Genomic DNA, 19,866 nt, shown 5'->3' with positions numbered 1-19,866 from the left:
ATAGTGAATACACAAAAACATAAAAAATGAGCCTGTTAAATAAATCGCTCTAGCAGTTTCATTGTTCTTATTCATATTGATCTCCTTTGATTGATTATCGTCGGGTTTCATAACGATGAATATACCATAGATTTCATAGTTAAATGTTCCATGATTTTGAAATACCCAGAAATAAGAACCACTTTTAAAGTTCCTATTTGTTTTATCAATCTATCCTCACTCCTCAACGAATCGCACCGTGTATGAAATTATCAAACCATTCCGCCATTTCTTCTTCACTATCGACTGCTAATATTTTGAAAATCTCATAAGCAAATGCTACAGCTGCCGTTTCATTAGCCGTAATAAAACCTTGATCGACAACTACCTGTGCTTGGACATAGTGTTCTTCTCCAGTGTAACCTTTAATTGTTTGAAATTGTTCCAATGAATCTCCTGTATGATTAATATTATTTAAAAATCCTTGCTTGCATAGGAACTCTGTCGCTCCGCAAATTGCTGCAATCGGGACTTCCTGTTTACTGGCTTTCTTTAAAAAATAAGCAATTTCATGGTAATCTTTTTCCATCCACGAAAGTCCACCAGGTAAAATTACCATTGCTAAGTCCGTAAAATTATTAAAAGTATTCATAGTCAAATCGACTCTAGCACGGATTCCACCCATTGAAACTTTATCCATCTTGTCAATCGCCACTGTTTGTACCTTATAGTCAGTAAAAGAATTAGCTACCGCAATCGCATAACTGGCTTCCCAATCATTCCAGTTCTCTGTTAAAACTAATAGTATTTGATCTTTTTTCAAAATCATTCCTCCCGCTAATATAAATGAACCTCTCTTCACCAAAGTAAAGAAAGGTTCATTATTATAAATTATTCGTCGTCTGATTTCGCAACCATTGGCGCATCGTACGCTTCACGGTTAAATGTGCCATCCCAACGGTCAACAGCAATTGCTGATACCATTGCACCGGCAACGTTTAACATTGTACGACCCATATCAATGATTGGGTCAATTCCGAAGATCGCACCGATACTTGAGATTGTGTGACCGAAACCTAAACCGTTCAATGTCACTGTTGCAGCAACCGTTGCAGTTCCTGGTACACCGGCAATCCCGATTGAACCAACTGTTACAACAACGACTACTAATACGTAGAATGAAAGGTTTAATTCAGCACCAACGGCACCTGCGATTAATGTTCCTAACATCGCTGGAAAGACACCCGCACAACCATTCATTCCGATTGACGTTCCTAACGTTCCAACAAAGTTAGACGTTTCACCTGAAACACCTAAATTCTCTTGCAACGTTTTTAAAGTGTATGGTAATGTCCCAACACTTGAACGTGAAGAAAAGGCAAAGACTAATGTCGTAAAGGATTTTTTAAAGAATGTCACTGGGTTTAAGCCCATTGCGACTAACATCACCACATAAACGAGTAACATAATAATCACACCTGTGTAAAGTGCTAAGATAAAGCCTAACATTCCCATAATCGCCGCTACACCGTTTGAAACGATGGTATTCGCAACTAACGCTGTTACACCATAAGGCATTAATTTGATAACGTTTGTTAACACTGAGTTAATGGTTACTTTTAATGATTCAAGTAATGTCACAAACGGTGCCACTTCTGCTGGCTTTTTGACTTTCAAGAAACGAATCGCACTCGCAAACATCGCACCGATGATTACAACCGAAACGATACTGCCGTTGTCACTCATTACTTGCGTCATGTTACTTGGAATTAATTTTAAGAAAAACTCTGGGAAACTTTGAGCCGCAATATTTCCCATGAAGTCCGCTTTTGAATCGGTTAAATCTGCCGCAAAGCTTGCACCTTGTAAGTTAAATAGCTTAACCACCAAAATACCAACTAAAGCAGAAATCGCTGTTGTTCCTAATAATGTTGCAAATGTTCGACCAGTTAAACTCTTAATTCGGTCGCCTTCAACATCAACAACCACTTTAATAATCGATAAGAAAACGACTGGCACTGCAAGTAATTGAACCAGTTTTAGGAAACCGGTTCCGACTAAACCGTACCAAACCGAAATTTCCGTCCGTCCATAATCGACAAAAATCGGATTCGAGCTACCAATTAAATCAATACTAATTCCTAAAATTAAACCAATGACTAAACCGATAATCATTCGTTGTGAGAAACTTACTCGTTTATCTTTTAATACTTTTAAGAAAATTAATGCGCCAATAAAAACAATAATAGCAATCAAAGTAAAAAAGTTACTAATTTTTAAAAACTGCGTAAAAAATGCTGAATCAATCATTTGCTTTCTCCCCTTTATTTAGCCGTATTTGCTGCCACATTGATTACTTCCCAAGTCGAAGCAAATGGTGGTGCATAGGCGTAATCGACAAAACCTAATTCTTTTGTTGTCATTCCTGCATGAATGGCCGTCGTTAAGCCGGTTCCACGTAAGACTGTTTCATTTTTACCAAACATTTGAGCGCCATATAAGACAAATGTTTTTGCATCATAGATCAGTTTTACCATAATTTTTTCTTGCACCGTGTAATAGTTGGAATGGTTATACGTCTCAATCGTTGTTGTTTTGAAATCAAAACCTAACGCAGTCGCTTGTTTTTCGGTTACACCTGTACTGAACGCTTCATATTCGCCAGCTTTAATTGCACTTGATCCGAGTGCACCTGGGAATGCTAAACGTTCTTCTGGATTTTCAACGGCGATATTCGTTCCAATTAAACGCCCCATTTTATTGGCAACTGTGGCTAATGGTAAGTAAACGTCTCCGGCTAAACGATGCGGAACACTCGCGCAATCGCCTGCTGCAAACACGTCTGGAATCGATGTTTGACCATAGGCATCTACGATAATCGCACCATTTCCAAGCATTTCTAGTTGTTCACCTAAGAATTTCGTGTTCGGTCTAAAACCGACTGCTACAATCACAACATCTGCCGCATACTCGCCTTTATTCGTTTTGACCGTTGTTACTTGATCGTTCGTTGTTACAAATTGTTCAGCACGTTCTTCCAATTTCACTTGAACGCCGGCTTCTTCAATTGCCATCGCTAATTTATCTGAGAATTCAGCATCAAAAGGACCGCCCATTACTTTCGTATCGGCTTCGATTAATGTGACTTCTTTTCCTTGGTGTCTCAATTGCTCTGCGACCTCGACACCAATGAATCCTCCGCCAATGACCACAACGTTTTGAATCTCAGGTAAACGATGTTTCAGTTCTGCAACTGGTCCAGGTTTGGTAATCGTGTAGACATTACTCGCATCGATTCCTGGAATTGGTGGCACGATTGGGTTGGCACCCGTGGCAATCATCAAACGATCGTATGGCTTTGTTTTGCTTTCTCCACTCGTTAAATCCGTAAATGTAATGACCTTGTTTGTAAAATCAACGTTCGTCACTTCATGTTCTAAGAAAAGATTAATCCCACTTTTTTCGATTTGTTCTGGCGTGCGAGCAAACATCTCTCTTTGATCATCAAATTGATCACCTAAATAATACGGCAACCCACATGCGCCGAAAGAAACAAATTTTTCTTTCTCAATGACAGTAATGTTTGCTGATTTATTCGTACGTGAAGCCTTTGCTGCGACACTCATTCCAGCCGCAATTCCTCCAATGATGACTATTTCCATTTAATTTCCTCCCTTGTTATTTTCCACTTTTTTTATTGTACCGTTTCTTACTGTTTTTTGGAAAAGATTCCTCTTTTTTTGGACAATTTCATTAAAAAACAAAAAAGGAAACGCTGTCATTTTATCCAAAAGAACAAGTCATACAGGCATATGACACCAAAAACTTACCATTTCCCCTCCTTTCCGTCAATTCTTTTTTGTTATTTATCATCTAACTCTTATTTAGATATTTTATAACTCGTCAAAATAAAACTTTTTTTATATTGTCTTTCTCTTTCTAAAAACACTAATTGACAAGCCCTTTCAAACTATGTTACTTTTGCGATACGTTATTATATTATTATATTTTTTTTGAATATGGACAACCTGGAGGATTTATCATGAAAATGAATACAAAATTATTACATGCATATCCTGTTATTTGTAAAGAAACAGGCGCTTCATCCATTCCTAAATTCCAAGCATCAACATTCCATCAACCGGATGCCTTTAATCACGAGGGTTATAATTATACTCGCTTTGGTAATCCAACCATTACAGCAATTGAAGAATGCATTAAAACCTTGGAAGATTCAAAATATGGGCTTGCTTTTTCTTCTGGAATGGCGGCAATTAATGCGGTCCTTTTTTTACTTTCACAAGGGGATCACTTTATCTTAGCAAAAAATATTTATGGTGGTACATTCCAAACAATCCAGGAGTTTCTCGTCCGATTCGGTATTGAATATACAATGGTTGACGAATCCGATGTAAGCGCTTGGGAAGCTGCGATTCAACCAAATACTAAAATGATTTATTTAGAATCACCCTCTAACCCACTTTTGACCATTACTGATTTAAAAGCGGTCTCAAAATTGGCGAAACAACATGATATTCTTGTGGCTTGTGACAACACCTTTATGACACCACTTGGACAAGAAACATTACCAATCGGCATTGATATTGTGATTCATTCCGGTACCAAGTTTATTAATGGCCATAGCGATGTCATCGCTGGACTGGTAGCAACGAACGATGAAGCGTTGCACAAACAATTAAAAATTCACCAAAAAGCACTTGGTGGTGTTTTAGCCGTCGAGGAAGGTTGGCTCTTATTGCGTGGCGTCAAAACGATGGGCTTACGTATGGAACGCTCGATTGAAAATGCGCAACAATTAGCCGAATTTCTACAAACAAAAAAACAAGTGAAGCACGTTTATTATCCAGGACTTCCGACCCACCCTGGTTATGCGATTCATCAGCAACAAGCTAAAAATGGTGGCGCGGTCCTTTCCTTTGATCTTGAGACTCAAGACCAAGTCGAAGCGCTCTTTAAAAACTGTAAAGTCCCAATCGTAGCCGTTAGTCTCGGTGGTGTCGAGTCGATTCTGTCTCTACCATGGCTGATGTCGCATGCGGCAATGCCAGAAGAGGAACGCCTAAAAATGGGCGTAACACCAACACTCGTCCGCCTTTCTTGTGGGATTGAAGACATTGAAGATTTAATTGCTGACTTAGATCAAGCGATTCAATAACAAAAAAGAACTTTCGAGTAACAGTTAAATCTGTTACTTGGAAGTTCTTTTTGATAACCTCTAGTTAAACGGTATAAGATGAACAGTCACTCAGAGATAAGACGCCTACGATAAAAATGAAAAAGCCATTTTTTCGTAGGATTTTCTTATCTTTCGTGCCTAAACGTTCCCCTTATAACCTCTATCTAAACGGTATGAAAAAATCAACGACTCGGAAATAAACAATCTGGAATAAAATGAAACAACCATTTCATTTTACTCCAGATTTCACTTTATTTCTCGTCGTTAAACGATTTTTTGATAACCTCTATCCAAACGGTATGATATGAGCAATGACTCGGTAATAAGCCAGAATCTTTTTGAAAGTAAAGAACACTTTCAAACGATTCTTTGCTTATTACTCGTCATTAAACGCTCACCTCATAACCTCTATCTATACAAATCAAATCTGCCTTTGGCCATGACTTCTTTAACGCCACCGGTATCCATTAACGATTTGTTCATGATCATTTTTTTAACGAATGATGCTGGGTAACCTTTAACGTTCATTTTACCAACTAAGCCGAATGCATGGGCATTACCGATTGATGCCACAGATCCTAATGATTGGAATTTAAAATCTTTCGTTGGTTGTCCTGCGATCTGTAGTAAGATATTTCTACCTGCATGAGCACCCATTTTTAAAGCAATTTGTGCGGTTGTTGGGTATGGGCGATTATTTTCTGGATCCATTACTGCACTCACGTCACCAATTAAATACACATTATCATGCGCTGGGTCAGTTAAGTTTTGTTTTACCATCACACGACCGCGACGCTCCTCAAAACCAGATTTCCCAATAATTTCACTTCCGCTAACACCCGTTGTCCAAATAATTGTACCGGCGTGTAGTTCTTTTTCAACTTCACCGTCAGCATAAATAACCGTGTCTTGTTTTAGCCCTTTGATCGCTTTACCGGTCATTAATTCAACGTCCCATTTTGCTAAATTATCTAAACAATATTTACGTAATTCATCATTAAACATTGGCAAAATACTTGGTGCTGCTTCGACACAATAAATCGTTACGTCGTCTTTTTTGACACCTGCTCGATCGGCAAATGCTTTTTTATTTTCAACAAGTGATCCGACTAATTCGATACCTGTAAAACCAGCTCCACAGACAGCAATGTTTAAGTATTTACGGTCATTTGTTTCTTTGTATTTATCCATTGACGCTAAAATATGGTCATAAACTTTTCTCGCAGAAACAATATCAACCATTTCTAATGCAAATTCTTCTGCCCCAGGAATACCGAATGTTTCTGAACGGAAACCTAATGCCACGACTAAATAATCGTAACTGTGAGTCCCTGTTTTTTCTAATTGTACTTCTTGTTTTTCAGTATCAATTTTTAACACTTCATCTTGGATAAATGTAGTCATACGTGGATTCACCACATCGCTAATTTCATAAGTAATTTTTTCCCAGGGTTGTGTTCCTGCAGCTACTTCATGTAAATCTGTTGATTCAAAGTGATAACTATTACGATCAACAATGGTTACTTCAAAACCTTCAGTTTTTTTCTGTAATTCTCGTAATGCTCGTAACCCTGCGTAACCTGCCCCTAAAATCATTACTTTTTTCATAATTGTCATCTTCTTTCTTTTTTATCTGGAAATAATGATACCTAAAAAATAGGTACATACTTGAACGGTGGAACCAATTGCTAATATTTTAATGGCCGTTTGGAAAGTGACTAGTTTCTCTTGTTTTTTCAAAAAAATCGTCGTTTGTTTCCAAACAAATGGCACAATTAAATAACTAAGTAAAACGGTTTTGGGTGCAATTCCAAGTACAACGGACGCACCAATACTAATAAATGCAATGATGTTAAGGACGATAAAAAGCTGTAGTGCTTTTGATTTCCCTAAGTAATGGACTAACGTATATCGCTTGTTATGGCGATCTTCTTCTAGGTCGCAAATATTATTCGCTAACATAAGATTCGCAATCCACATCGTATTCGGTAAGGCGATCACTGCAATATTCAGTAGTTCTTGTGCTTGCCATTCGAATACCTCAAATGCATTGAGATAAACGGTAATTAACGCAATCATCATACCCATTGTAAAACCGGAGAAAAATTCTCCCAATGGTAAACTGGATAAGGGTTTTGGACCCGAAGAATAAAAAATACCGACTAAATAACAATACAGCCCCATCCAAAGTAATGGCCAGCCAACTTGTGAAGCTAACCAAATACCAATTCCTGCTGAAACAATTACCATTAGTGTAATCATCCAGCGAATCAAAGACAAGGATAAATTTTCGCGCCCAATGACATTGGTTTTATCTTTATAATCATGGACATCGGTCGCATTTAAGTAGTCATTATAGTTATCTAAAATATCGACGGCCATATTAAAAATGAACATCGCGATAAAATAAATCGTTACATAACCTAAATGTAGGATGCCATAGTGATAATAGCTGTAACATAAGCCGATTAAAAAGGGTAGGACGCTCGCTGTTTTGGCTTTTATTTCGACTAATTCGAAAAAAATCTTAATTGACATGTGAACTCCTTTACTTGGAAGGCATAAGATTGCCTTTTTACTATGAGATGCGTTAAAATAATAAAGAATGCTTTTAAGAAAGGATACATCTGATGCTTACTTACTGGAACAATTATCCCACGATTCAAAATAAACTCCAAACCGTTTGCTCATTAATTGAGGAACGTCTAAAAGTTGAAAACCCTGATATTCAAGACGCCTTGATCGAAATGACTCAAGCAGGTGGGAAGTTTTTACGCCCAGCCTTTTTCTTTTTCTTTTCGGATCTAGGAAATCCCGAAAAACAAGATTCCGACCAACTGATTAAAATTGCTGCTTCTTTAGAGCTTTTACATATGGCCACACTTGTTCACGATGACATTATTGACGACTCTCCTTTACGCAGAGGCGTCTCAACGATTCAATCACGCTTTGGAAAAGACATTGCTGTCTATACAGGTGATTTACTATTTACGGTTTTCTTTGATTTAATTATTGAAACAATGAATGCTTCAGAGTATATGGCGGTTAACGCTTTAGCAATGAAACAGTTATTGCTCGGTGAATTAAATCAAATGGCTAGCCGTTATAACAGTAAGGGTTCCGTCGAAAATTATTTAAATAATATTAATGGCAAAACCGCTGAACTCTTTTCACTCGCTTGTTTAGAAGGTGCAGCTTTTGGACAAACGTCACCAGAAATTGCCACGCAAGCATCTGAGATTGGCCGAAATATCGGTATGGCCTTTCAAATATTTGATGATATCTTAGACTACACTGCTGATAAAAAAGAACTCAAAAAACCGGTCTTGGAAGATTTTGTCCAAGGGGTTTACACATTACCGCTACTCCTAGCCAAAGAAGCACAACCTGACGTCTTTTCACCTTACTTTGAAAAAGGCAGTCAAGTGACTTTGGCAGAAGCAGAAGAAGTCATGAAACTGGTTATCAAGCATGGTGGTGTAAAACAGGCAAAGAAATACGCCCAACGCTATACCAATGATGCTCTGGAAAGCATTGATCGTTTACCAAAAAGCGATACACGCAAAGCCTTAAAAAAATTAACGACACAACTCTTAATACGTACTTATTAATCTCATGGCGGAAATTTCCGCCGTGGGATTTTTTACTATTTGTAACAGTGAAAAAAGAGTAGCGATGGCGGAGATAAGTGATCACTAGAATAAAATCAAAAAGCGATTTTTTCTAATGCTCTCTTATCGCTTATCGCTGAGCACTCTTTTTATAACCTCTGATTTACGGTGCAATTGAAGCAGCGTCTCGGTAATAAGCCAAAAGTTTTTTGGAAGTAAAAAACACTTTCAAACACTTTCTTGCTTATTACTCGACACTGAACGCTTCAATTACAACCTCTGAGATAAACGGTGCAATTAAAGCAGCGTCTCGGTAATAAGCTAAAAGTTTTTTGAAAGTAAAGAACACTTTCAAACACTTTCTTGCTTATTACTCGACACTGAACGCTTCAATTACAACCTTCCTTCATCTATCGTTTTTAGTTTTTTATATCTTGGGTTGGTTTTTGCGAGTTCTCTTGGGTTGCCGGACATTTCTAATTGGCCGTCTTCAATGAAAATGACTTGGTCCATTTTTTCGATTCCTTGTAAATGATGAGTAATCCAAATAATGGTTTTGTCACTTAGTGTTTCAAAGAAGGTGTCAATTAAGGCTTGTTCTGTGATTGGATCGAGTCCGACTGTTGGCTCATCGAATAAAATGATTGGCGTTTCTTTTAATAATAGACGCGCTAATGCTAAACGATGGCGTTCACCACCTGAAAATCGTAAGCCGGCTTCATCAACCATTGTAAGTAAACCTTCTGGTAAGCTTTCAACGAGTGTTTTTAATCCGACTTTTTCAAGAACATCCCAAGCTTCTTCTTCACTGGCTTTTTGGTTACCTAATCGTAAGTTATTTAAAATCGTTGTATTAAATAAATACGGGGTTTGTTGAATTACACCAATTTGCTCAGAGATGGCATCACCAAATGCTTTCGTTTCGATGCCACCAAGTGTGATTTCTCCCTCACTTGGTGCTAAATCACCACGGATTAAGCTTGCTAACGTACTTTTACCAGAGCCACTACGACCTAAGATAGCTAGTTTATGACCAACTGGTAAACGAAGACTTAAATTATCTAAAACTTTTTTTGTGGTATTTGGATAGGTATAAGAAACATTTTGAATTTGAATTTCTGGTATACCATTAAACGTTTCTGTTAATTGTGCTTCTGTTCTCGTTGGCACCTCGTTCAAGCGTACCAACGAGTCTTTGTAACGATTCGTTTCTTCTGCCGCAGAGGGTAGAACATTAAAGGCATCCACTAAAGGAAAGACACTTAAGACAAATGCTGCAATCCAGTTGGCCGGACCACCATGGTTTCCGATAAATGTTTGACTCGTCCAAAGTACGAGTGCAACAACAATCACACCAAAAACACTTTCAACTAAGAAATCACGACGATTATTAAAGCGTCGAACTTTCTCTTGTAGATTAAGTAATTGTGCCTGACTTTCTTCATGTAACGCCACATACTCTGTGCCCCGCTGACTAAAAATCCAGTCGGAAACACCTAATACGTTGTCCGTTAATTCACTATAAAGTGCTGATTTTAATTGTTTTTCTCTTTCTTGTCGTGCGCCATTGATGATCAATGACCATAGTGGAAAGACTACCACGATAGAGAATAATAACAACGCCATCACTAACGCAAACCATAACGAGAAGAATCCTAGAGCAATCACAATCGCAATGTACAACAGCCAGGCGATAACCGTTGGGAAAATCGTCCGTAAATAAAGATCTTGAATATGGTTAATATCTTCCGCTAGCATACCTAAAATATCACCCATACGATAATTTCGTTTAAAGAACACACCATCGGTTTCAAGCGTTTGATACAATTTCAAACGTAATTTCGAGGTCATCTTCAAAACCCAATTATGGCTCACTAAACGTTCTAAATAACGAAAGACTGGGCGACTAATTCCGAACCCACGTGTAAAGACAATCGGAATATAAATCATCAAAATATTTTCTGGACGTGAAGCGGCTCGAGTAATTAAATAACCTGAAATAAACATCAAACCACCGGCACTCAAGAATGTTAGAAATCCAAGAGCTAATGCTAAAATCAGCGCATTTTTATACTTTTTCATAAAAGGTTTCACCCATGTATCTTGGGCAAAAGCCTCACGGAGTGGAATTTTAAACATCGCTATCCCCCCTCATTTGTTTCGTTAAATCATAGAAGTGATCTTGTCGCTGAACTAATTCGTCAAACGTTCCCATTTCTACAATTTTACCTTCTTTCAAAACGATGATTTGATCCATCTGATGCATCCAATGCAAACGGTGCGTGGCAAAGAATACGAGGCGATTTTCCATCAAAGGTAACATTCCTTCTTTAATTTCAATCTCTGTCTCGATATCTAGATGAGCAGTCGGTTCATCAAAAACTAACACTTTACGTGAGTGGTCTAAAAAAGCACGCGCTAAAGCAATCCGTTGTGCTTGCCCACCACTTAATGTTCGAGCCCCACCTCCGAGTTGCGTCTCCAAACCATCTGGTAGTTCGGCTACCAATGCGGTTAACCCAACGACTTCCACGGCTTGTAGCACTTCTGCGTCCGTTGCATCTGGGGTATAAAACGTTAAATTTTCACGTAAAGATAATTGGAAAATATAAGGATTTTGCGGAATATAGAGTAATTGTTTCTGCCAATCTTCTTGTGCAAAATTCGCTAATGGTTGGTCATTCAACATCACACTGCCTGATTTTGGCATTAAAAAGCCACTTAAAATATTCATCAACGTTGATTTCCCGGAACCACTCATCCCGATGACGCCAATTTTTTGATAGCCTTTTGCTGTAAATTGAATCGATTCAAGCGCTTTTTGTCCATCATAATCCAGACTCACTTGCTCCAGTCCTAATGTTGAGGATTCATCCCATAAAGGGACTTCAATTGGCTCAGTCACCGTTTCTGGTGTCTCTAACACTTCACGAATCGCGGCCATCGCATTTTTCCCATCGAGTGTTGCATGATAATCCGCAGAGAAATCACGAATCGGCAAGAAATATTCAGGTGCCAAAATCAACACGGTTAGTGCCGGAAATAAAAAGACCACACCATTCAATAAGCGCAAGCCCAACATAACCGCCACAATCGCTACGGAAAGTGTCGTGAAAAAGTCGAGGGCAAAACTCGAAAGAATAGCAATTTTTAAAGTACTAATCGTGGACTTACGAAAAGCCTCACTTGTTTTATAAATACTTTTACCATAGCGTTTACTAATACCAAACATTTTTAACGTATCCATTCCACGTAATGAATCAATGAAATGATTGGCCAAAATTTGGAAAGACGCGTATTGGCGATCCGCTTTGGCTTGTGCTGCGTAGCCTAGGATAACCATAAATAAAATAATTAGCGGATAAATAAAAATTAAAATCACGCCTGAGCGAATATCTAAGTAAAAAATAAAGGCTAAAATAATCCAGGGAATAATCATTAAATTCATCATTTTAACTAAAATCAAATGAATATAATTCTCGACTTGATTCACACCTTCAAGTGCCATTGTCGTCATATTTCCTGTACCTTTATCTTGTACAATACTTGGACCCACACGAAATATCTTTTCTAATAATTGCTTGCGCAACACTTGTGCTTGTTTCGCTGCATATTGATCTAACAGGTGGTTTCGTATCCAAGTCACGCCATGACGCGCTAGAAAGATGACGAAGAAACTTGCTAACCAAATACCTTGTCCTTGCATACTGTTGCCTTCCCATAGGTGGGTAATCACTGTTGCTAACGTATAAGCTTGTCCAATAATAAAGAGAGCTTGCAAAACGGCTAGTCCTGCAAGCATCCCCATTATTTGTTTAATCTTGGATAAGCCCATTAAAGCTTTATCCATCATTAATAATGCTCCTCCATTGGCTCATCATGTCTGATACGCCCTCTAAAGATATAGTAAGACCATGCGATATAGCCTAGTACAAACGGTAATATCGTTAACGAAACCATACTCATGATTCTTAAAGTATACGGTGTCGATGTCGCATTTTGAATCAAGATATCATATTCCGGCGAAATGGAACTAATCATCACACGTGGGAATAAACCAGTGAAAAGTAATGCGACTAACGCAACGATCGTAAAACCACTTGCGATAAATGCTAAGAGCTCTTTGTGACGGTTAAGCGCCACATTCGCAATCACTGTTAAAGCAACCATCACAACCAAGAAAGCCGTTGTTAGCATGAAGTTGTTTTCAAAGAAATCAGTATTGAAGTACAATAAAATACTGAACAAGGCTAAGCCTGCATATAAAACCCAATACAATGCTTGCGCATGATTTTTTGCTTTAATACGGACAGGACCTGTTGTTTTAAGCGCTAAGTAATTCATTCCATGTAAGTATGAAAGCAATGTTAAAGCAATCGCACCGACTAGTGATAACGGGTTAATATAGTCCGTAAAGGTTGCCATCATATCACCATTTGCATCGATTGGCATGCCTTGAATTAAACTCGTAAATAAAATACCAAAGAAAAATGGTACCATAAAGCTCCCAATGGCTAACGTCCATGTCCATAGTGATTTATGCTTTTGACTTTTCCCACGGAATTCAAAAGAAACACCACGAATAATTAAACCAACTAAAATCAATAATAAGATTAAGTAATAACCACTAAAGAGTGACGCATACCAAAACGGAAAAGATGCAAACATCGCGCCACCGGCAGTGACTAGCCAAACTTCATTTCCATCCCAAACTGGACCAATTGTCGCAATCACTTGATTTTCTTCTTCTTCATTAAATGCCAATGTTTTTGTCGACATTCCAACACCAAAGTCAAAGCCCTCTAAGAAGAAAAAGCCTGAAAATAAAATACCGATTAAAACGAACCAAAATAATTGTAAACCACTCATTAGTAGCCACCTCCATCAAATGGATCTTTTGCTGCTTGGTTTTCGATTGCTTCAAGTTCTTCCGCATGTTCCGGTCCTTTATGTAGTTGACGATTCACAAAGTAAATCATCACACCACCTAAAACTAAGAATAACGTGAAGTAAGTGATATTCGAAATCAGTAAGGACGTCGCCGAAACATTCGGTGAGACACTGTCTTCAATCTTAAATAAACCATAAACCGTCCATGGGAAGCGACCTAATTCAGTCACTAACCAACCAGAAGTATTCGCTAAAAATGGCGTGATAGTCATTAATGAAACCACCCATAACATCCAGCGTTTTTCATAAAGGATTGGTTTTTTCTTCCTTGTAAAGAATAGTCCTGCACTTGAAACAAGTAATGTTAACATGCCAATCCCGGCCATAATTCTAAATGTCCAGAATAAGGTATTAACTGGTGGGAAATAGTTTCCTTCACCATGTTCTTCAACCAGTTCTGCCTCGATTGTATTCATCCCTTTAACATAACCCGATGGCTTGTTATAAGATAAAATACTTAACATATAAGGGATTTCGATCCCAAATACGCGTTCTCTCTCATGTGTATTCATCCAAGCAATGACTGTCCAAGCAGCCGGATCACCCGAGTCTTCATATAATCCTTCTGTTGCAGCGAATTTCATTGGTTGATCTTCAACCAACGCTTTCATTTGTAAGTCACCAGTACCTAAGACACCCAGTGAACCGACTAACGCAACGATAAAACCAATACGCATTGATTTTTTATAAATATCGCGTGTGATTTCACTCATTGTTTTTTGTCTTAACAATTGAATACCTGCCATACCTGCAATCACTGTACCACCCATAATAATCGCACCTGAAATCACGTGAGTGAACTCATACCAAACTTGATGACTGGTAATTAACGCCACAAAATCGGTCATTTCTGCACGCCCATTATTAATCGTATAACCGACTGGATGTTGCATAAAGGCATTGGCTACTAAGATCCAAAAAGCAGACATAAATGTTCCAAAAACCACCAACCACATGAAAGTAACGTGTAGTTTTGGACTGACTTTATTCCACGTAAATAACCATAATCCAATAAAAGTTGATTCCAAGAAGAAAGCAAGTAGCGCTTCAATTGCTAAAGGCGCCCCAAAAATATCTCCTACAAATCGAGAGTAGTCTGACCAGTTCATTCCAAATTGGAATTCTTGGATTAAGCCGGTTACAACACCAACTGCAAAACTTAGCAAGAAAATACTCGCCCAAAATTTCGCCATTTTTAAATAAATATCTTGTTTCTTAATAACATACATCGTCTCCATAATGGCTACGATCAATCCCGTACCAATCGAAAATGGTACGAAAAAGTAGTGAAACACTGTTGTCATCGCAAACTGAATGCGTGCTAGTGTCACAATATCCATTGCTCTCCCTCATTTCTCGTTGTTTATACTCGAAAGAAATTCGCAAAGTTGTCTGAAGTAATAAAACAGCGTTAAAAAAAATCGAAATAATGACAAATAAATTTTTCACAAATAGATTGATTCTTAGTGGCTGACTTTACAATACAACATTAGTCTTTCTTTATAAGCATAGTTTTTATTACAAAAAAAGCAACTAATCTGCTTGTGAGATTAACTGCTATATCTGTGTTTCTGCAAATAAATCTCTCGTTATTCTTTAAAGGTAATGCTGTTACAATATTAACACAAGTCCGTTATAGATATTAATCAATAAAACAAAAAGAATGACCATTTGAAAAACAATTGTTACCTTATCGCTAGACAGCAAACCACTTAGTTTCGCACCTAAAAATCCGCCAATAATCGCGGCTGGAATCACAAAAAGCAATAAACGCAAATCAAAAATGGCAAAACCACTCGTTAATCCAATTGAAATCAATTTGGCTAATTGTGAGAAAAAAATCGTGCAAATCGAATAGACGGTTGCATCTTTCATCGGTAACGCAAAAAGTAGCATTAAGAGTGACACGTTAATCGGTCCTCCCCCAATTCCCAATAAACTTGCTAATGTCCCTAAAATAAATCCACATAACACGTACCATCCAACATGCTGTAAAGACAGCTTCGGTCGATCATATTTTGTATAGACAAAGGCGAATAGTAGTGTGACAATCGTTAAACCAATCTGAATCAGCTTCGCATACCCTTCATTTGGCAAACGTAGAATAAACCAATCGAGTAAAGCCGTACCGACAAAACCGCCAATGACTGCACCAAAAGAAACCCAAGCTGCAAAACGCCAAGCGATTTTAATGCCATTTTGAACTTGTCGATAGGTCGAAACAATCGACATCACAAAGACTGCTACGGCTGCATAGAATGATATTTCCGCCACTTGGTGGACACCAACTAAATCAAAAATCGGTTTAATAATGACTCCACCACCCATGCCAGAAATTGCCCCGATCGTATTTGCTAAGACAATAATCATAAAATAAAGCATTCCTAATATTCCAATCGTCAATCCACTTCACTCCCTTTTCCTTATCCTTCTATACTACTTGATTTCGGCTCTTAAAAAAAGAGGAATATTTTAGCAAATTTTAACTTAAAATGCAAATCGCATCTTGCTGATTTTTTACTTGAAATAGCGAAAAACCAGGTCTTTTCTAAGGTCTTTGTGAAAGATGAAAACCAAAACATTGATAAACATGTGTTACGAAAATAAATTTTCACAAAGAAAACCAATATAGGCCCTTTTTTTCCATTATACTTACTCGTTTTTCATTATCGCCTGTTTTCTAATATTTGTTTCGACTAAAAAACGAGCTAAAAGCTGATAAGCTCAACTTTTGTTAATAACAACTTGACAACACTCCCTTCCTTTTGACCTTTATCGACCTAAATGATTTATCTTAAAGCTTTCTTAAACATTATTATTTAAAATTTCTTGTTTTTCGAAAACAAATCTACTATTAGACGCAGTTTCATTTTAAAAAGGGCCCTTTTTAAACAAGAGCTAATAAACGACACCTTTGCGAACATGCTATTTTAACTGCGAGGTGATAAAAATGTTACATACTATTTTAACGAAACCAGAACAAATCATTTTTGATATTCTTATAGCCAATCCGATTGAAGAACCAATTGCGCTCGTCTTTTTCGCCAAAAATAAACAACAAACCAAAGAAGGTATTCTTCGCCAAATCAAAAATTGGTTCGATCAACTGTTAAATCAACCCTATCGAAAGTTTTTTCAATTAACACAGCATTCGGTCCAATTAACTTGTTCAACGACACAATATCTTAATCTCTTTGCGCATCTCTATCAACAAAACCAGAGCTGTCAAATTTTATGGGCGATAACTAACATTCACTCCACGACTATCAATGATTTAGCTCGACAGTTACACTTAAGCCAATCAACGATTAAGCGAGCTATTCGAAAAACAGTCACTGCACTTGCTCCTTACTCAATCGAGATTTCCTTTCAGACTGATCCCATTTTAAAAGGATGCGAACTGTCTATTCGCTGGCTTAGCTTTTGCTTATCGTTAATTTTCGATTCCCCTTTAAACTGGTTTTGTAAGCGAGCGCTTTATGAACGCTTTAGCGAAGTTCAACAATTACGATTGCGTTGCGGGCAAAGTTTGAATCACTTTCTCCCGACAAAAATAACTGGGCAAGCGTCCTTTTCTTTCCACTTGAGTGAAAAAGGCTGGAATCATATCGCCCGACAACTGTTTGGCTTGATTGAAACCATTATGCCAGTGACCGACTTGTCGTTTCTTTCTCTTGATCCACGCATACTCCTTTTTTTAACCGACTATCAAAATCGATTACTCACTCAAACGCCATACCAAAACAATGTTTTACTTATTGCTGAAGACACAAAAGACCTGAATTTCCGATAATTAAGTCGGATTTCAGGTCTTTAATTATTTTTGAATATTAATTTCTGAAATAGTCATTATTTTTGGATCAACTGCTTGGCCATTAAAAAAAATTGCCAGTTCGTCATTTTTTGTTTCTTTTTCTAGCAAGACACTCTGCGTAATACTCGTCTTGTTTGTCGTAAATAGGTGGAAAAAGTTAAACGAGCCATAGACCATCCCAGTCAACTTGTCATCTTTTTTAGCTAATAAAAAATCCTCATTAATGACTTTAAAAAAAGGATTCTTTGAAATCAAGCGACTATCGATCGTTGTATTCCAATCACGATCAGCATCTCCACCATGATAACCCCAATCTCTAACGATGTTCATTTCTGTTACTTCTATTTGCTTCGGATTAGCTTTAAACGTTATGGAAGATAAAGCCTGATTTCCAATGAGAAATACAGCCAATAGCGCCACCCACATGAATATTTTTTTTGCTTTTGTATCAAAACTTAATTTCTTCACAATGGTAACATCCTCTCTTAATAGTTCATCTAGCGACGTTTCGAGCAAGTCGCAAATAACAACAATCATTTGCAAATCCGGATAACTCCGACTTGTCTCCCAACTCGAAATCGTTGAGCGTGAAACTTGTAGTTTTTCGCCTAAATGTTCTTGTGTCATTCCTTTTTCATTTCTTAATTTTTTTAGTTTATTTCCAAAAGTCATGTTATTTCTCCTTTCAAAGTCAGATTAACCATTACGGGGTCAAAAGGCTAGCGCCATTTCATCACATCCCTTAAAATCGACTGACAAGTTTCTACACACGTTGATTTAACAAGGTTTGTTCCCCTTTCGACTTCCTTATATTTTCCCATTAACACCTTAAAAAAGAAAAATTTCATTGACTATCTATCGTTCTAATTCGTGTCATTACCTGAAGAGTTCCCTCTTCTTTGGCAAGGTGTTGCGTTTAATTTGACAATTCAAGACACAAAAAAACACCCACTGAAAAAGGAATCATCTTTTCCAACGGGTGTTTGTGGGTAACAAGATTTATGCTGCTTTTTTCTTCATGTTTGCTAACATGAATAGTGTTGTTCCAATAACTAATAGACCAACTGAGATGTAGAAGCCCATTACTTTAGAGCCTGTTACGTCTGAGATTTGACCAGTTAATGCTGGAGCAATAATTGACGACATCATTCCGAAGAAGTTGAATACGCCTAGTGTTGTACCAATTCCAACTTTAGGTGCGTTGTCGCCTAACCAAGAGATAATGATTGGTTCAACTGCTAATTTACCTAAGAATCCGTACATGATTAACGCAATTAATAAGAATGTTGAGTTTGTCGCTTGAACTGTAAGTAACAGCATGATTGCTGCTGAGAATTGTAAAATAACGATAAAACGAACTTTATGATCCATGAACTTATCTGCTAAACGACTGAATGCTAATGCACCAGGAATTGAAGCAAATGATACTAATGCTGCTGAGAAGCCAATTGCAGCTCCTTCGAATCCACGTTCTGTTCCTAAGAAACTTGGTAACCATGTTACTGTCATGTAGTATGCATAACATGTTGCAAAGTATAAGATGTAAGCAAATAACATTTTTGGTTGAAATAATGTTTTCATTGATGCTTTTTCTTTTGGTGCTTCTACTTTTACCTCTTCTTTAACTGCTGTTTTCACAACTTCATCTGATTTAGACTCTTTAATGATTGTTTGGAAAGCAATTAACATGATGATTACTAAAGCAACTGTGATATACATCATTGTTTGCCATGGTAAACCACGTTGTGCAACTAAGAAACTTGATAAGATTAATCCTAAACCTGAACCAACTGCTGAACCACTGTTAACGATCGCTGTTGAGAAGCTACGTTTTGCTTGAGGAATGTATTCTGACGTTAAGCTGTAAGCTGAACCGTAGAATGATCCACAACCAACACCGGCTAATAAGCTTGCTGCGTAAATTACGCCAATTGTTGTTGCTTGAGAAATGATAAATGCTGCAATCCCGAATAAAATAAATCCAGGAATTAAAACTTTTTTCTTACCAATTCTATCAACTAATAATCCTGCTGGAATTTGCATTGCTACATATCCTGTAAAATAAAAACTTGAAATAAGTCCTAATGCTGTATCCGAAGCGCCACCTTTTAGTGAACTACTAATTTGTGGGTAAATCGGTGATAGTGCTGAACGATAAATCCAAATTGCCATCCAACCAGCACAAAGTAGGATAACGATTTTTTTCCAGTACGCAAAACCTGTTTTGTTTTCTGTTGTTTCCATTTTTTTCCCTCCATGTAAACGATAACGAAATACTCGCAACATTTCTTTTTACTTACCTGAATTATTGTAAA

Annotated in this window: 15 protein-coding genes; 3 read left to right on the top strand and 12 right to left on the bottom strand. The window is 37.5% G+C overall.

The annotated features are described in order from the left end of the window. Nucleotides 1-223 precede the first annotated feature (223 nt). From IEV09_RS05445 to IEV09_RS05435, 3 genes are all read right to left on the bottom strand, one after another. Entirely contained in the window at nt 224-808 is a 585-nt protein-coding gene (locus tag IEV09_RS05445; RefSeq protein WP_188367256.1) for a DJ-1/PfpI family protein, read from the bottom strand. Nucleotides 809-870: 62 nt separating this feature from the next. Then, the gene (locus IEV09_RS05440; protein ID WP_188367255.1) at nt 871-2,289 is read right to left on the bottom strand and encodes a cation:dicarboxylate symporter family transporter; all 1,419 of its coding nucleotides are present in this window, start codon (nt 2,287-2,289) and stop codon (nt 871-873) included. A gap of 14 nt (nt 2,290-2,303) precedes the next feature. Then, on the bottom strand, nt 2,304-3,641 hold the full coding sequence (locus IEV09_RS05435) for a CoA-disulfide reductase (protein WP_188367254.1): 1,338 nt from the start codon (nt 3,639-3,641) through the stop codon (nt 2,304-2,306). Between the two features lie 380 nt (nt 3,642-4,021). On the opposite strand from IEV09_RS05435, the gene IEV09_RS05430 reads away from it, so the two are divergent. Continuing rightward, nucleotides 4,022-5,155: a trans-sulfuration enzyme family protein gene (locus IEV09_RS05430; protein WP_188367253.1), complete on the top strand. Its 1,134-nt coding sequence runs from the start codon at nt 4,022-4,024 to the stop codon at nt 5,153-5,155. A 429-nt stretch (nt 5,156-5,584) separates the two neighbouring features. Here the strand turns inward: IEV09_RS05430 and IEV09_RS05425 are convergent, their stop codons facing one another. Then, the gene (locus IEV09_RS05425; protein WP_188367252.1) at nt 5,585-6,784 is read right to left on the bottom strand and encodes an NAD(P)/FAD-dependent oxidoreductase; all 1,200 of its coding nucleotides are present in this window, start codon (nt 6,782-6,784) and stop codon (nt 5,585-5,587) included. A gap of 21 nt (nt 6,785-6,805) precedes the next feature. Next, on the bottom strand, nt 6,806-7,714 hold the full coding sequence (locus tag IEV09_RS05420) for a prenyltransferase (protein WP_188367251.1): 909 nt from the start codon (nt 7,712-7,714) through the stop codon (nt 6,806-6,808). Nucleotides 7,715-7,806: 92 nt separating this feature from the next. Between IEV09_RS05420 and IEV09_RS05415 the strand changes: the two genes are divergently transcribed. Continuing rightward, a complete protein-coding gene (locus IEV09_RS05415; RefSeq protein ID WP_188367250.1) occupies nt 7,807-8,787 on the top strand; it encodes a polyprenyl synthetase family protein in 981 nt (326 codons plus the stop codon). 393 nt (nt 8,788-9,180) lie between these two features. On the opposite strand, the gene cydC is transcribed toward IEV09_RS05415, so the two are convergent. From cydC to IEV09_RS05390, 5 genes are all read right to left on the bottom strand, one after another. After that, nucleotides 9,181-10,926, bottom strand: coding sequence for a thiol reductant ABC exporter subunit CydC (cydC, locus tag IEV09_RS05410; RefSeq protein WP_188367249.1), 1,746 nt, complete (start codon nt 10,924-10,926; stop codon nt 9,181-9,183). Next, nucleotides 10,919-12,640 (bottom strand): thiol reductant ABC exporter subunit CydD, encoded by a 1,722-nt coding sequence (cydD, locus tag IEV09_RS05405; protein WP_188367248.1) that lies wholly within the window; start codon nt 12,638-12,640, stop codon nt 10,919-10,921. The genes cydC and cydD overlap by 8 nt, the downstream gene beginning before the upstream one ends. Further along, a complete protein-coding gene (gene cydB, locus IEV09_RS05400; RefSeq protein ID WP_188367247.1) occupies nt 12,640-13,656 on the bottom strand; it encodes a cytochrome d ubiquinol oxidase subunit II in 1,017 nt (338 codons plus the stop codon). Before cydB ends, cydD begins: the two co-directional genes overlap by 1 nt. After that, nucleotides 13,656-15,077, bottom strand: a complete 1,422-nt coding sequence (locus IEV09_RS05395) for a cytochrome ubiquinol oxidase subunit I (RefSeq protein ID WP_188367246.1) — start codon at nt 15,075-15,077, stop codon at nt 13,656-13,658. The genes cydB and IEV09_RS05395 overlap by 1 nt, the downstream gene beginning before the upstream one ends. 271 nt (nt 15,078-15,348) lie before the next feature. Continuing rightward, nucleotides 15,349-16,128, bottom strand: a complete 780-nt coding sequence (locus IEV09_RS05390) for a sulfite exporter TauE/SafE family protein (protein WP_188367300.1) — start codon at nt 16,126-16,128, stop codon at nt 15,349-15,351. Nucleotides 16,129-16,687: 559 nt separating this feature from the next. Here IEV09_RS05390 and IEV09_RS05385 point away from each other — a divergent pair. After that, entirely contained in the window at nt 16,688-17,530 is an 843-nt protein-coding gene (locus IEV09_RS05385) for a helix-turn-helix domain-containing protein (RefSeq protein ID WP_188367245.1), read from the top strand. Between the two features lie 24 nt (nt 17,531-17,554). On the opposite strand, the gene IEV09_RS05380 is transcribed toward IEV09_RS05385, so the two are convergent. Continuing rightward, on the bottom strand, nt 17,555-18,223 hold the full coding sequence (locus tag IEV09_RS05380; RefSeq protein ID WP_188367244.1) for a helix-turn-helix transcriptional regulator: 669 nt from the start codon (nt 18,221-18,223) through the stop codon (nt 17,555-17,557). Nucleotides 18,224-18,550: 327 nt separating this feature from the next. Further along, complete coding sequence (locus IEV09_RS05375) at nt 18,551-19,795, bottom strand: MFS transporter (protein ID WP_188367243.1); 1,245 nt, start codon at nt 19,793-19,795, stop codon at nt 18,551-18,553. Nucleotides 19,796-19,866 lie beyond the last annotated feature (71 nt).

The sequence above is a fragment of the Enterococcus alcedinis genome (assembly GCF_014635985.1).
Lineage (GTDB): Bacteria > Bacillota > Bacilli > Lactobacillales > Enterococcaceae > Enterococcus_I > Enterococcus_I alcedinis.
The sequence above is the reverse complement of the archived record's forward strand: the minus strand, read 5'-3'. Positions and strand labels throughout refer to the sequence as shown.

Excerpts from the sequence above, each read along its gene's own strand:
- IEV09_RS05445 (WP_188367256.1), bottom strand. The coding sequence starts at position 808 with ATGATTTTGAAAAAAGATCAAATACTATTAGTTTTAACAGAGAACTGG.
- IEV09_RS05440 (WP_188367255.1), bottom strand. The coding sequence starts at position 2,289 with ATGATTGATTCAGCATTTTTTACGCAGTTTTTAAAAATTAGTAACTTT.
- IEV09_RS05435 (WP_188367254.1), bottom strand. The coding sequence starts at position 3,641 with ATGGAAATAGTCATCATTGGAGGAATTGCGGCTGGAATGAGTGTCGCA.
- IEV09_RS05430 (WP_188367253.1), top strand. The coding sequence starts at position 4,022 with ATGAAAATGAATACAAAATTATTACATGCATATCCTGTTATTTGTAAA.
- IEV09_RS05425 (WP_188367252.1), bottom strand. The coding sequence starts at position 6,784 with ATGAAAAAAGTAATGATTTTAGGGGCAGGTTACGCAGGGTTACGAGCA.
- IEV09_RS05420 (WP_188367251.1), bottom strand. The coding sequence starts at position 7,714 with ATGTCAATTAAGATTTTTTTCGAATTAGTCGAAATAAAAGCCAAAACA.
- IEV09_RS05415 (WP_188367250.1), top strand. The coding sequence starts at position 7,807 with ATGCTTACTTACTGGAACAATTATCCCACGATTCAAAATAAACTCCAA.
- cydC (WP_188367249.1), bottom strand. The coding sequence starts at position 10,926 with ATGTTTAAAATTCCACTCCGTGAGGCTTTTGCCCAAGATACATGGGTG.
- cydD (WP_188367248.1), bottom strand. The coding sequence starts at position 12,640 with ATGATGGATAAAGCTTTAATGGGCTTATCCAAGATTAAACAAATAATG.
- cydB (WP_188367247.1), bottom strand. The coding sequence starts at position 13,656 with ATGAGTGGTTTACAATTATTTTGGTTCGTTTTAATCGGTATTTTATTT.
- IEV09_RS05395 (WP_188367246.1), bottom strand. The coding sequence starts at position 15,077 with ATGGATATTGTGACACTAGCACGCATTCAGTTTGCGATGACAACAGTG.
- IEV09_RS05385 (WP_188367245.1), top strand. The coding sequence starts at position 16,688 with ATGTTACATACTATTTTAACGAAACCAGAACAAATCATTTTTGATATT.
- IEV09_RS05380 (WP_188367244.1), bottom strand. The coding sequence starts at position 18,223 with ATGACTTTTGGAAATAAACTAAAAAAATTAAGAAATGAAAAAGGAATG.
- IEV09_RS05375 (WP_188367243.1), bottom strand. The coding sequence starts at position 19,795 with ATGGAAACAACAGAAAACAAAACAGGTTTTGCGTACTGGAAAAAAATC.